Raw genomic sequence first — 13,539 nt, forward strand, 5'->3', positions numbered from 1 at the left:
ATGCCTACTCAAAGTGCGATTTCCTCGATGAGAAGAAGCGTCAGGAAGCCGACGAAGAACATCGCACTGATCAGCGGCGTGTCCGGCTTCTCGTGTGCTTCGGCTAGCAACTCTTCGGTGACGAGGAACAGAAGCGCCATCAGGCCGAAGCACAGGAAGCCGGCGACCACCGGGGGTGACAAGCCAGCGACCGGGATCGCCAGCAGCGCGCCGATCGGCAGCAGCAGCGCGAGTCCCACCACGGTAAGGATGATCCTGAGTTTAGAGGTGATGGATTCAGCGAGTTCCGTCGTCAGCGTCACGCCGAGGAACAGCACCTCCAGCGTGAGCGCGACGGTGAGCAGAACGCCCGCCTTGGCGCCGGCGACGAACGCAAGGCCCAGCACCAATCCGTCGACGACGATGTCGATCCCGACCGCGGATATCAATGTGACCGGTCCGGCCGCGCGGGCCTCGTATGCTTTCAGTCCCAGCATGACCGCGACCCCGGCCGATCCGCCGATGAACGTCGCCAGCGGCGACCCGGCGTGCAGGACCTGAGGCAGGATTTCGGTCGCCGCAGCGGCGAACACGACACCTGCCGCGAGGTGCTGCATGGCAGATATGAACGCGTCGCCCGGCCTGCGCCAAGTCGCGAACGCACCGCCGAGGATAACCGCGAGGACCGGAATGATGGTATAGCTCAGCGCCAGCATGATTTTCCCCTGAACGACAGATGTTCGTTGCCACCCTTTTGCCCGATCCGCTCGAGGTGGAGCAGATCCTTGCCGATCGCGACCGTCAATCTTCCATCGACTGCGCGCGCACGTCCGCGTGGCACGGTCAGCGTTTCACGGTCCTCTGGCGCTGAACCGACCAGATCGACAACGAAGCTGTCGGCACTCAAGCCAGTTAGGATCGATGATCCATCCTCACAGGTGAAGACATGCATCTGCATCTTGGAACCGGGCGCCGAGGTGTTGTGCGCCTCGCCATCGGCATCCGCATCTGGGGACGAGCACGCCGCGGCGAGCAAAGCGATTAGCACCACGCCCGCACGCCTGACGAACACGCTTCCAGACAGGATTCCACGGCTGATCTGTGTCATCCGAGTGGAATGCTCATGATGTCCCTGTAGGCCGACAGGAGCTTGTTCCTGACCTGAAGCGTCGCCTCGAATGACACAGAAGCGCGGTTCTGCATCAACGCTACAGTGACGATGTCAGTGGTCTCGCCCCGATCGTAGCGCTCGGTGGCCACATCCTCCGCTTCCTGCGCTTCGTTCACCTTGCCGACGATGTTCTTGAGGGTGTCCCCGAATGTCGCGGGCGCTTCGGTCCGCGGCACGGCCGTAGCTGCACCCGGCGCCGCAGCAGGCGACGCCAGGCGGTTGAGCGTCTGACTGCGTGCGAGGATCTGCGCACGAACGGCTAGGACGCCGGAGACGGTGGTATCGGACATCTCAAACGGTCCTTCCTAACCTGCGGAGACCGCATCGGATGGACGCGGTCTCCAGGACATCAGGCGGTCCGCGACGCGGCGAACCGATCGCGATAGGCGAGCAGCCGCAACGCGTTCACGACGACAAGCAACGTCGACCCTTCGTGCATGGCGACGGCTGCCCCGATCCCGAGACCGAAGATCGTCGCGGGCACCAGGATCGCCACCACGCCCAGACTGACGAAGACGTTCTGCCGGATGATCGACCGGGTCTGCCGCGACAGGCCGACCGCAAACGGGAGATGGGCGAGGTCGTCCGCCATCAGCGCCACGTCGGCAGTCTCCAACGCGACGTCGGAGCCCGCCGCGCCCATCGCGATCCCGACGGTCGCATTCGCCATCGCGGGCGCGTCGTTCACGCCGTCGCCGACCATCGCCACCTTGCCGTCGCTGCGCAGCTTCTTGATCGCCTCGACCTTGTCTTCCGGCATCAGGTCGCCCCATGCCTCGTCGATACCAACCTCGCGGGCGATTGCCTCAGCGACCGTCTGGTTGTCGCCCGAGATCATGATCATGCGCTTGATGCCGAGCGTGCGCAGCATCGCGAGCGTCGCCTTGGCTGCCGCACGGGGCGTATCCATCAGCCCGATCACGCCCAGATCGACGTCACCGCGTCGCACGACCATTGTCGTCCGCCCGCCCGCGCGGAGCCGTTCGACCGCGGCCATCGTTTCTTCGGCCAATGCAGCGAGACCGTCCTTGCCGAACATCTCGGCCTTGCCGATCGTGACAGGATCGCCCTCCAGCGTCGCGCGGACGCCACGGCCGGTCAGGCTTTCCAGATCGCTAGCCTGTGGCAACGCGGCGTCGTTTAGGCGTGTCTTGCCGTCCTTGACGATCGCCGCAGCAAGAGGGTGATCGCTCAGGGCTTCCACGGCGACGGCCGTGATAAGAAGCCGGTCATCGGCTACCCCCGCCATAGCGACAACATCGGTGATCCGAGGCTGGCCTTCCGTGAGCGTGCCGGTCTTGTCGAAAGCGATGGCGGTCAGCGAACCGAGGTTCTCCAGCGGCCCGCCGCCCTTCACCAGCACACCGCCGCGCGCGGCGCGAGCGACACCCGACAACACGGCGCTCGGCGTTGCGATCGCCAGCGCGCAGGGGCTGGCGGCGACGAGGACTGCCATCGAGCGGTAGAAGCTGTCGCGGAAGGGTTCATCGATGACGACCCACGCGAACAGCAGCAGGACGGCCAGACCCAACACCACCGGCACGAACACGCGCTCGAACCGGTCGGTCATGCGTTGCGTCGGTGACTTCTGCGTCTCAGCCTCGCTGACCATCTTCACGACTTTGGCGAGCGCGCTTTCGGTCGACAAGCGCGTGACCTCTATCTCGATCGCCCCGCTACCGTTGATCGTGCCGGCGAACACACGGCTGGCGGCATCGACGCGGTCGGGATCGGCCCGGGCCTGATCCGCATCGTCGACGGCGGTCTTGTCGACCGGGATACTCTCGCCCGTCACAGGCGCCTGGTTGATACTGCTTGAGCCCAGTGTCAGGAAGCCGTCGGCGGGCAGCCGCGCATTGGGTTTGACAACGACGATGTCGCCCATCACCAGCGTATCGACTGAGACCTCGCTGATCCGGCCTTCCCGGCGAACCAGGGCTGTTTTCGGCGCCAGCTCGGCCAGTGCCTCGATCGCTCGCTTGGCGCGGCCCATCGCATAATGTTCGAGGGCATGGCCAAAGCTGAACAGGAACAGGAGCAGCGCGCCTTCCGCCCAGGCGCCGAGCGCGGCCGCCCCCGCCGCGGCGACCAGCATCAGCGTGTCGATCTCAAACCGGCGCATTCGCAGATTATCGATCGCCTCGCGAACGGTGAAGAAGCCGCCCAGAACATAGGCGATCAGGTAGCAGGCGAGCGGCAGCCAGGACGGTGCCCCGACAACCAGTTTCTCGATCGCGAAGCCGACGCCGAGGACGGCACCGCAGCCGAGCGCGAAGAACAGCTCGGTGTTCGGTCCGAGGATACCGCCATGACTGTGGTTGTGTCCCTCCTTGCCGTGATCGTGTTCGCCCGGACCATGATCGTGACCCGCGTGATCGTCGTTCGAGGTTTGGGAAGCGGGCGCGTCACGATCGGCAACGGCGCTGCGGATGGTGGCTTCGTCGGTGCGTTCCCGGTCGAACTCGACCTGCACACGACCACCAGCAGCGACATCGGCTTCCAGTACTCCAGGCATGGCCTTTAATCGATCGGCGAGGGTACGCGCGCGCCGTTGATGCATGGCCGCGATGTCGAACATCGCGTGACCATAGCGCGCACCGATTTGCGCGCCTGCGCCAGACGCTACCTTGCGAATGCGAAAGAGTGAAAGCCGGTCTGGATCGTAATGAATGCACAATTGCGCCGGCGTCTCGCCGCTGGCGGGGACGACATGGGCTTCGCTGACGCCTTCGCGGTCTACCAACCTCTGTACAAGCCGCGTGACGCAGGCGTCCGCGGCATCCGGCACGTCGGGCAGGATGACGGCAAGGTCGAGCCTGGTTTTCTCAGCCATTCTGATTGTCCTTGGTTAGGCGCGCATCCTGTTTCGCGTCGCGCAGGATCTTGATGCCGCCCCACAATTGGATGGCGGCCGTCGCCAGCCCGACCACGAGGTCCGGCCAGTTCACGCCCAGCCACATGACCAAAGCGCCGGCGATGACAATGCCGCCGTTCGAGATGAAGTCGTTAAGGCTGAAGGTCGTCGCCGCGCGCAGGTTGACGTCCTTGTTCTCCAGCTTCTGCAGGAGGCGCAGGCAAAGATAATTGATTATACCCGCGACGATCGACATGCCGATCATGGTCGGACCGATCGGATCGCTGCCCTGCGCGAAACGGCGCGCGACATCGATGAGGACCGCGACCGCGAACAGGAGCAGCATGATGCCGGACACCCCGGCCGCGAGTTGCTTCCAGCGTGCGCTGCGCGTCAACGCGACGATGCTGAGCCCATAGACCGCGGCATCGGAACCGTTGTCGAGACCATTGGCGATCAGCGCGCTGGAATCGCCAATCAGTCCCGTGGCGACGAACGCCAAGGCGAGTCCGGCATTGAGGATCAGGACGATCCAGAGCGTACGTCGCTGGCGATCCGTTGTGCTGGCGCTCAGAGTGGGATCGCTCATAACCGGGTTGCCTTCTGGCAAAGTACCGGGCGTTTGCCAGGTGCCTCGATCTTGATCTGGTTGCCGGAGAAGGTCGCGGTCTCCGCATCGCCGACATATTGGAGGCCTTGCAGCGGTGCGGTCAGAACGGCCGCAGGTGCTTTCGCATCGCGTCGTAACTCGACCGTGAGCCCCTGATCCTTGAAGTCGACCAGGAGCGTCTTGTTATCGTCGCATCGATAGGGGTGACGCCCAGGTGCCCTGCTGGCCACGGCGCTGTCCGCGGCGTGGATCTCCTGTTCGGTCGGGGGGCCCTTCTGCGGCTGCTCGGAACAGCCGGCCAATATCAGTATGGCGCCCAGGCCCAAGCCAACATGATACATCGTCATCGCTGCCTCCGTTGATTTCGCGCGCCGATGCGCGCAGTTCCAGTCCGGCTGTTCGGAACCGGGACCGCCGACAGGCGGCGAAGCTGGCGATCCAGGCACCTGTCCGACTGCACGAGGCTCGTCTGGAGCCTGCGGCGCATCAGGGCCCAGAGCGGACGACCGAAGATGCCTGAGAAGCGCAGACTATGGCGCAGGCGGGTTCCGGCGGGATCGCTTTCCAGCGCATAGGCTTCCTCGAACATCAGGAACCTGGCCACGCCGGCCGTCCACGCGAACGCTAGCGGTTTGTCGGCGCGGATGATGTCCGCCTTGGCCGTCATGGACTTGTCGAGCCCGCCAATGCGGAACGTGTAATCGGCATCGCCACCGCAGACCGCAGCGCCGGAAAGCTGGATAAACGGCTTCCATTGCGTGTGACCGGCAAAGTCGGTGAGGACGGTCCAGACGCGTAGCGGTGAAGCATTGAGCGTCGTCACATTGTCGATCGTCATCATGGGCGAACCTCCTTCCATGGAGTGAAGCCTGAGGGAGGGCGCAGGCGCCCTCCCTCAGGGTCATGCATGCTGCGGCAGCGCCGTGGCGGTTTCCGCCGTGTCCGCGTCGTCGACCTTCACCGCTCGCTGGCCGAACCGTGCGTACAGCGTCGGCAGCACGAACAGCGTCAGTAGCGTCGCCGAGATCAGCCCGCCGATGACGACGGTTGCGAGCGGCTTCTGAACTTCCGCGCCTGCCCCGCTGGCGAACGCCATCGGCACGAAGCCGAGACTTGCGACGAGCGCGGTCATGACGACGGGGCGTAACCGCTGAAGAGCGCCCGTATGCGCCGCTTCGGCCCGGTCCATGCCGGAGCGGATCAGGTCCTGTACCGAGCTGACCATGACGAGGCCGTTGAGGACCGCGATGCCCGACAGTGCAATGAACCCCACCGCGGCCGAGATCGAGAAGTCCATGCCGCGTGCGAACAGCAGCAACACGCCGCCCACCAGCGCGAATGGTACGCCGGTGAAGACGATCGCGGCATCGCGGACCGACCCCAACGCCCCGTAGAGCAGCAACAGGATCAGCACGAAGCAGGCCGGCACCACGAGCTGAAGCCGCTTACTCGCGGATTCCAGATTCTCGAACTGCCCGCCCCATTCCAGGTAGCTGCCCGGCGGCAGGCGCACCCCGCTGGCAACCGCGGCTTGCGCGTCCGCCACCACGCTGCCGACGTCGCGCCCACGGACGTTCGCCTGAACGACGACACGGCGTTTGCCGTTCTCGCGGCTGATCTGGTTCGGCCCGTCGACGACGCCGATGTCGGCGACGCTGGACAGCGGCACATAGCCACCGCCTGCGACCGGCACCTGCACCTGTTCGAGCAGCCCGAGATCTGCACGTTCTGCGTCCGACAGGCGGATGACGACCGGGAAGCGCCGGTCGCCTTCGAAGATCATGCCCGCCGTTCGCCCGCCGAGAGTGGCGGTGATGGTGTCCTGCACGTCCTGCGCGGTGACGCCGACCCGCGCCATCGCGTCGCGGTTCACCCGGATGTCGAGCATCGGAAGCCCCGTCGTCTGTTCCACCTTCACGTCGGCTGCGCCCTGCGTCTTGCGCAGGATGCCGGCGATTTGTTCGGCGGTGCGGTTCATACTGGCGAAGTCGTCGCCAAACACCTTGATCGCGAGATCGCCGCGAACGCCGGCGATCAGCTCGTTGAACCGCATCTGGATCGGCTGCGTAATTTCATATGCGTTGCCTGGAAATTGCGCGAGCCTGGTTTCCAATCGTTCGACGAGTGCGGCCTTCTCCAGCTTGGGATCGGGCCATTCGGCATGCGGCTTCAGGATGACGAACATGTCGGTCGCGTTCGGCGGCATCGGGTCCGAGGCCAGTTCGGCCGTGCCCGTCTTCGAGAAGACGAACCGCACCTCGGGCTGTTTCGAGACCATCCGCTCGATCGGCACCTGCATCGCCTGGCTCTGCTGGACCGACGTCGCCGGGATACGTAGCGACTGGATGAGCAGGTCGCCTTCGTCGAGCTGGGGGAGGAACACCTGCCCCAGCGTCGTGAAGGCGAATGCCGCCAGCACGAGGCTGACTACGCTGGCGCCGATGGTGATCGATGGCCGCTTCATCGCCTTTTCCAGGCCCGGTTCGTAGCGCTGCTTCAGCCACGAAATGATCCGACCGTCCTCCTCATTCACCTTCCGCGACAGCCAGATGGCAATCGCCGCAGGTACGAAGGTCAGCGACAGCACGAAGGCGAAGAGCAGCGCGATGATGACGGTGAGCGCCATCGGCACGAACGTCTTGCCCTCGACCCCGGTGAGCGTCAGCAGCGGTACGTAGACGAGGATGATGATCGCCTGTCCGTACACGGACGGACGGATCATCTCACGCGCCGCGGTCGCAACGGCCTCCAGCCGCTCCTTGACGCTCAGCAGCCGGCCTTCGTGATGCTGTTTCTCGGCAAGGCGCCTGAGCGCATTCTCGACGATGATGACCGCGCCGTCGACGATGAGTCCGAAGTCGAGCGCGCCCAGAGACATGAGGTTGGCCGACACGCCGAGCCGGAGCATTCCGAACCCGGTCAGCATCATCGTGACCGGAATGACCGCCGCAGCGATCAGCGCGGCGCGGAAGTTGCCGAGCAGCAGGAACAGCACGACGATGACGAGCAATGCGCCCTCGGACAGGTTTTTCGCGACCGTCTTGATCGTCGAATTGACCAGCGCGGTACGATCCATCACCGGCTGCACCACCACGTCGGGCGGCAGCGATGCGTTGATGGTTTTCAACCGGTCGGCGACCGCCGTTGCCACGTTGCGACTGTTTTGGCCGATCCGCATAACCGCGGTGCCGACCACGACTTCGGTGCCGTTCTCCGAGGCCGAACCCATCCGGATCGCCTGTCCCGTGCGGACGGTCGCAACCTGATCGAGCGTAATGGGGATACCGTCGCGGGTTGCGACGACGGTGCGCGCTAGTTGGTTCGCGTTGCGAACCAGCGCGTCCGAGCGGACCGCCAGGCCTTCACCATTGCGGTTGACGAAGCCCCCGCCGACGCTGGTGTTGTTCTTCTCGAGCGCGGTGCCGAGATCAGTCAGCGTAATCTTGAGCGACGCCAGCTTCTGGACGTCGGGAACGACCAGAAACTGCTTGGCGTAGCCGCCGATAGAATCGATGCCGGCTACCCCGGTGACGTTCTTCAGCAGCGGTGTGACGATCCAGTCCTGCGCCGTACGTAGATAGGTCGCCTTGTCCTCGGGCGTCGTCAGCCGCTCGCCTTCCGGCGTGATATAGCTGCCGTCGGGTTGCTGCCCCGGCTCGCCGGCACGGTGCTTGTCGTCCTTCCGGTGCTCGAGCCGGACGGTCCACATGAAGACCTCACCGAGCCCCGTCGCGATCGGCCCCATTTCGGGGTTCACGCCGGCCGGCAGGTTCTCCGAGACGCCCTGCAATCGCTCGCCGACCTGTTGGCGGGCAAAGTAGATGTCGGTGGAGTCGTCGAAGACCGCGGTGATCTGGGCGAAGCCATTACGGCTGAGCGAGCGGGTATTGTCGAGGCCGGGAATGCCGGCAAGCGCGGTTTCGATCGGGAACGACACCTGCTTCTCCACCAGCTCGGGCGAGAGGGCGGGCGCGCGGACGTTGATCTGCACCTGGTTATTCGTGATGTCCGGTACTGCGTCGATCGGCAGCCGGGAGAGCGAAAAGGCGCCGATGACGGCGACGATGGCGGTGAGGAGCAGGACGAGCCAGCGCTTCTCGACCGCCCAGTTTACGATGCGGGCGATCATGACATCAATCCTCGTGCGCCGCTTCGCCCTTGCCGAGTTCGGCCTTCAGGGTGAAGCTGCCAATGGTGGCGATTTGCTCCTGGCCGGTCAGGCCGGAGCGAATGATGACGGTATCGCCGGCCGCGTCGCCGAGCGTTACAGGGGTTGCCTGGAACCCCTTGGCCGTCCGGACGAAGACGACCGACTTGCCCTCGACCGTCTGAACGGCCGTCGTCGGCACGCGGACCGCGGTGCTGCCACCGCTGCCGCTGAGCTGGACCGAGGCGGTGACGGGCTCGCCGACGCGCCACTGACCGCCGCCATTGTCGAGAGTCGCGATGACCGGCACCTGCCGCGTCTGTGAATCGAGCGCAGGCGACACGAAGCTGATCCGTGCGATCGCCTGCCGCCCCGGTGCCGTCACGGTGACGATATTGCCCGGCTTTACCCGGCCGGCGTCTTCCGGCTTAAGGTTGAGCGCCAGCGACACCCGGCCGAGATTGGCGATGCGATAGAGTTCGCTGTCTGCTGCGACCGTCTGCCCGAGCACGACTGGTCGGGCGATGACCTGACCGCCGATCGGTGCGACGATGCCGAGCCGGTTGAGCCCGCCCCCGCCGCCGCCTGCTGCCGATACCTGACTTTGTGCCTGCCGGTAGGCGATACCCGCCTCCGTTGCCGCGGTGCGCGCGGCAATCAAATCCTGCTCGGGGGACACGCGCTGCGCGAACAGCCGCTGCTCGCGGCCAAGATTGGAGTTGGCAAGCGCGAGCCGGGCACGCGATGCCTCGACCTCACCCTTGAGCTGTGCTGCCTCGCGGCTTTCGATGACGGCGATCGTTTGTCCGCGCCCGACTGATTGGCCAAGGTTCCGGGTCAGCGAGACGACACGTCCGCCGATCGCCGCCGAGACGACCTGCGTCCCTTGCGGGTCGCCTTCGATCGTCGCCGGCAGGTCGATCGTACCCGCGCCACCCGTCAGCGGACGACCGATCTGGACCCCGGCTGCGGCGATCTGGTCCGCCGAGAGCGTCACGGCACCCTCATCGGCATGGGCGGCGTCGTTACCGCCGGCCCCGGCGCCGGCCGTGGTTTCGTTCCCGGCAGTCTCGTTGCCGCCTTCGGGGGCGCTACCGCAGGCCGCGAGCAACAGGGCAAGGCCGAACGGCAGGACGCCGCCCGTCAGGATGGTCTTCATCGGTCGGTTCCCCCGGTAATGGTTGTCGGTGCAGGCGCGGTCAGTCGCTCCAGTCGCGCACGGCTATTCTGGTAGTTGGCGAGCGCGTCGATCGCGGCGACGCGAGTCTCGGCGAGCGTGCGTTCGGCATCGAGGAGATCGAGTTGGCCGAACTTGCCTTCGCGGTAGCCGATCCGCGCGATCCGGGCGGCTTCGGCTGCTGCCGCCAGCGCTGGCCCGACCGCGGCCCGCGCCGAGGTCGCGGCATTGGCGGCTTCGGCCTGGGCGTCTGTGATCGCCTGCTCGACGTCAAGCGCGGTAACACGCCGGACGGCCTCCGCCCGTGTTCGCTCGGCCGTCGCCTGCGCGATGGCGGCGCGGCCATTGTTAAAGATCGGAATCGGGATCGAGATCGCGAACACCGCGGCGGTGTCGTTGGTCGCTTCCAGTCGCCGGAGCGCCGGTCCGATGTTGATGTCGGGCACGCGGTTCGCGCGCGCGAGCCGGATGCCGGCATCGGCAATGGCGAGATCGGCGTCCGCTGCCGCCAGCGCCAGCGTGCCGGCGGTCTGAGCTGGTGCTGCCGGGCCGAAGGTCGCCGGCGGTAGCCGATCGAGCAATCCGGCATCGAGCGTGCCGTCGATCGGACGACCGAGACGCCGCGCAAGGTTCGTCCGCGCGGCTTCGGCGAGCCGAGTGAGCCGCTCGACATTGGCATCGGCGTTGATGCGCGCGACGTCGGCGCGTTGTTGTTCCAGTGGTGACGCACGCCCCGCCTGGACGCGGACGGAGGCGCCGCGCAGCACTTCGGCCGCGATCCGCGCCTGGTCACGCGCCGTCACCAGCCGCCGTTCTGCCGCGATTGCGTCGACATACAGCTGCGTGACCTGCACGCGGATGTCGGCCGCAACGATCGCGCTTTGGAGCTGCGCGCGCGATAACTGCGCGTCGGCGACGCCGACGCGGGCACGACGCTTACCGCCCAGCTCTATCGGGATCGCGACCCCTAGCGTCGTCTCCGCGCTCCGTACGCCCCTATAGGGACCGGAGCCGACGACGTTCTCGACCTGTCCTTGAAAAACGGGGTTGGGTCGCAGGCCGGCTACAGCGCGGGCCGCCTGTGCGGCCTCGATCGACGCCGTGGCAGCAGCACCCGAAGGCGCTGACCCGCCCGCGGCCGACACGGCCTGATCGAGCGAGAAGCCGGGCAGCGGTTGTGCCGCGGTCGGCGTTTCGGCTGGGGTAGTCGCCTGTGGCGACTGCCCCTGTTGCGCCTGCGCGATCGATGCGCAGGACGCCGCGGCCAGGACGGCCGCGAGCATTGTTTTCATGGAATATCGATCCTGACAGAACACGTCGTGCCGGCAAATGCCGGCGAGCGGGTGTCGTCAGGCGGCCGGTGGCCTCAACGCAGGGTCAACCACATGCGACGCAATGGCACTGGCAGGTGTAGGAAACGGACGCAGGCCGCCTACACGGGCTATCGACGGCAGCGTATCACTTGCCGGCACATCCAGTGTTTGACCGTGGCAGGTGGCATGGTGGTGCGGCACCGCCTTATCGGCATCGCCTTGCGATTGATCGGCGTCGCCGTCGCTATGCACTGTGCCGCTGCACTCGATAGTCACCGGCCCCGGAATTTCGCGCGCATGCACGGTCGCCGTCATCACCAGGGACGACGCGATCATGACGCGCAAAAAGGACCAGAGCCTGCGTAGCATTGCAGGTCGTCTAGTCGAAATACGCCCGAGTGTCATCGCAAGACTTCCGGCGCTACCGGCCGGGCCTCTCGCCATGCCGGGATCGCTTCGGCGAGAACACGCCACGCTGACCGCAGGAAGATCAGCGCGATGACGCCGCCCACCGCAATATCGGGCCATGCCGCCCCGGTCATGGCGATCAGCCCGGCCGCAATCAGTACGCCGACGTTTGACGCCACGTCGTTGCGCGAACACTCGAACGTGCTGGACATATTCACGTTCTCCGACCGGAAGCGCCACAGCATCGCAAGGCAGGTCAGGTTGGCGACGAGCGCGGCACCGCCGAACGCCAGCATCAGTGAGGACGAGGGCGACACGCCGTTGACCACCTTGTCGACGATCTCGAATACGACCGCGATGCCGAATACCAGGATGATGCCGCCCTTGGCGAGTGCCGCCCCCGCTTCCCAGCGTGGGCCGCGGCTCAGCGCATAGAGGCTGAGTGCATAGACGACAGCATCGCCGAGCATGTCGACCGAGTCTGCCATCAGCGCGGACGACCGCGCGAACACACCTCCGCCGAACTCGGCGACGAACATGACGAAGTTGATAACCATGACGGCGATCAGCACGCGCCGCTGATCGGCCTTGCGGCCGAGCTGCGCGATCGTGTTGCCTTTCCTGGAACAGCAATCGTCCGCCATAATGCACTCGATTCGTGTGTCGGACCCCCCATATGCACCCTCATGTCACTAGAGGGTCAAGGGCTAGGCCATGAAGATTGGCGATATTGCGAAGCGCACCGGGCTGAAGGTCGAGACCGTCCGCTTTTACGAGGGCGAGGGTTTGATCGATGCACCGCGCCGGAGCGGGGGCAATTACCGCCTTTATGACGAGTCGCACCTCGATCGCCTGACGTTCATCAAGCGCTCGCGCGACCTCGGCTTTACGCTCGATCAGGTACGTGACTTACTCCGCCTGGCGGACGATCCGCGCGGATCGTGCGATGCGGTCGACGAGATGGCAGTGCTGCACATTGCTGAGATTGATCGAAAGCTCGCCGATCTTCAGGCGTTGCGCGACGAGATTGTCAAATGGGGTCGTTGCGATGCCACAACGATTGCCGAATGTCGGTTGATTGACGCTTTGTCATCAAAGACGCCTGAGCGTGCCTCACCCGTGTCATAACCGGACGAGACCGTTGAAAAAGGCCTGCGCGAAATCGGCGTGGCGGATGGCTGGTGACGCTGGCACGGTAGGATACGCCGCGTATCAGGCCGGCGCAGCCTGCCGGGCGAGGAGCTGAAGGTTGTATGCGGCTGCAGCCATGGTGAACTCCTCGGCGGCTCCTGACAGTCCTCGCAGCTTGAGCGTTCGTAGCCCCAGGTTGCGTTTCAGGTGGCCGAACACGCGCTCGATCCGCTGTCTTCGACGCCGTGCGTGCACATAGGCGTCGGTGCCGGCAAGGGCGCGCACGGTATCGCGGGCTTCCTCGCTGACGAGCCGGGTGACACCTCGCTTCGGACCGATGGTGCATTGCGGCTTCAGCTCACAGGCGGCGCAATCGGCTGGCCGGCTTCGGTAGACACGCACCTGCTTGGTCCGGTTGGTGCCGCAATAGCTGAGCAGCTTGTCCGCCGGACAGCAGTAGGCATCCGCTTCCCGGTCGTAGCGGAAGGCATCCCGGGTGAAGAAGGCGTCCCGCTGACGGGTCCGGTCTATGACCGGGATGTATGGCGTAATGTTCCGGTCGATCAGCCAGCCGAGCAGCCGAGCGCTACCATACGCCTTATCGGCCGAGAGACTGGCGGGTTCGATGCCCAGCCTGGTGCCGGCGCGTGATAGCAGCGTCCGGGTCGCCGCCACCTCGGCTGCGAAGCGGGCGGGCGTCGCCTCCACGTCGAGGATGCAGTCGGTGTCGAGGTCGAGCAGGGGGTTAA

The 13,539-nt window shown here is 65.5% G+C and carries 14 protein-coding genes; 1 reads left to right on the plus strand and 13 read right to left on the minus strand.

Features of this window, described 5'->3' with window-relative positions:
- Positions 1 to 8 precede the first annotated feature (8 nt).
- From FHY04_RS20720 to FHY04_RS20775, 12 genes are read right to left on the minus strand one after another with little or no spacing between them, the layout of a single operon-like run.
- On the minus strand, positions 9 to 695 hold the full coding sequence (locus tag FHY04_RS20720) for a ZIP family metal transporter (RefSeq protein WP_056405873.1): 687 nt from the start codon (positions 693 to 695) through the stop codon (positions 9 to 11).
- Positions 683 to 1,087: a hypothetical protein gene (locus FHY04_RS20725; RefSeq protein ID WP_056060068.1), complete on the minus strand. Its 405-nt coding sequence runs from the start codon at positions 1,085 to 1,087 to the stop codon at positions 683 to 685. The genes FHY04_RS20720 and FHY04_RS20725 overlap by 13 nt, the downstream gene beginning before the upstream one ends.
- Complete coding sequence (fliE, locus tag FHY04_RS20730) at positions 1,084 to 1,440, minus strand: flagellar hook-basal body complex protein FliE (protein ID WP_056405875.1); 357 nt, start codon at positions 1,438 to 1,440, stop codon at positions 1,084 to 1,086. The genes FHY04_RS20725 and fliE overlap by 4 nt, the downstream gene beginning before the upstream one ends.
- Positions 1,441 to 1,499: 59 nt before the next feature.
- Positions 1,500 to 3,983, minus strand: a complete 2,484-nt coding sequence (locus FHY04_RS20735; protein WP_056405877.1) for a heavy metal translocating P-type ATPase — start codon at positions 3,981 to 3,983, stop codon at positions 1,500 to 1,502.
- Positions 3,976 to 4,593, minus strand: coding sequence for a cation transporter (locus FHY04_RS20740; protein WP_183937716.1), 618 nt, complete (start codon positions 4,591 to 4,593; stop codon positions 3,976 to 3,978). The genes FHY04_RS20735 and FHY04_RS20740 overlap by 8 nt, the downstream gene beginning before the upstream one ends.
- Positions 4,590 to 4,961, minus strand: coding sequence for a hypothetical protein (locus tag FHY04_RS20745; RefSeq protein WP_183937718.1), 372 nt, complete (start codon positions 4,959 to 4,961; stop codon positions 4,590 to 4,592). The genes FHY04_RS20740 and FHY04_RS20745 overlap by 4 nt, the downstream gene beginning before the upstream one ends.
- Positions 4,958 to 5,455, minus strand: coding sequence for an SRPBCC domain-containing protein (locus FHY04_RS20750; RefSeq protein ID WP_052148875.1), 498 nt, complete (start codon positions 5,453 to 5,455; stop codon positions 4,958 to 4,960). Before FHY04_RS20750 ends, FHY04_RS20745 begins: the two co-directional genes overlap by 4 nt.
- 60 nt (positions 5,456 to 5,515) lie before the next feature.
- A complete protein-coding gene (locus FHY04_RS20755; RefSeq protein ID WP_151989672.1) occupies positions 5,516 to 8,743 on the minus strand; it encodes an efflux RND transporter permease subunit in 3,228 nt (1,075 codons plus the stop codon).
- A gap of 4 nt (positions 8,744 to 8,747) precedes the next feature.
- Complete coding sequence (locus FHY04_RS20760; RefSeq protein ID WP_183937719.1) at positions 8,748 to 9,920, minus strand: efflux RND transporter periplasmic adaptor subunit; 1,173 nt, start codon at positions 9,918 to 9,920, stop codon at positions 8,748 to 8,750.
- Positions 9,917 to 11,230, minus strand: a complete 1,314-nt coding sequence (locus tag FHY04_RS20765; protein WP_183937720.1) for a TolC family protein — start codon at positions 11,228 to 11,230, stop codon at positions 9,917 to 9,919. Before FHY04_RS20765 ends, FHY04_RS20760 begins: the two co-directional genes overlap by 4 nt.
- Before the next feature lie 57 nt (positions 11,231 to 11,287).
- Positions 11,288 to 11,620 carry a hypothetical protein gene (locus tag FHY04_RS20770; protein WP_183937721.1) on the minus strand — a complete coding sequence of 111 codons (333 nt, stop codon included), beginning with the start codon at positions 11,618 to 11,620 and terminating at the stop codon, positions 11,288 to 11,290.
- Positions 11,621 to 11,652: 32 nt separating this feature from the next.
- A complete protein-coding gene (locus tag FHY04_RS20775) occupies positions 11,653 to 12,303 on the minus strand; it encodes a cation transporter (RefSeq protein ID WP_183937722.1) in 651 nt (216 codons plus the stop codon).
- Positions 12,304 to 12,373: 70 nt separating this feature from the next.
- Here FHY04_RS20775 and FHY04_RS20780 point away from each other — a divergent pair, with 70 nt between their 5' ends.
- Entirely contained in the window at positions 12,374 to 12,787 is a 414-nt protein-coding gene (locus tag FHY04_RS20780) for a helix-turn-helix domain-containing protein (protein WP_183937723.1), read from the plus strand.
- 84 nt (positions 12,788 to 12,871) lie between these two features.
- On the opposite strand, the gene FHY04_RS20785 is transcribed toward FHY04_RS20780, so the two are convergent.
- The coding region (locus FHY04_RS20785; protein WP_183937724.1) for a transposase at positions 12,872 to 13,539 on the minus strand (668 nt) is incomplete at its 5' end.

Source organism: Sphingomonas sp. BK481, from assembly GCF_014194875.1.
GTDB classification, from domain to species: Bacteria; Pseudomonadota; Alphaproteobacteria; order Sphingomonadales; family Sphingomonadaceae; genus Sphingomonas; species Sphingomonas aerolata.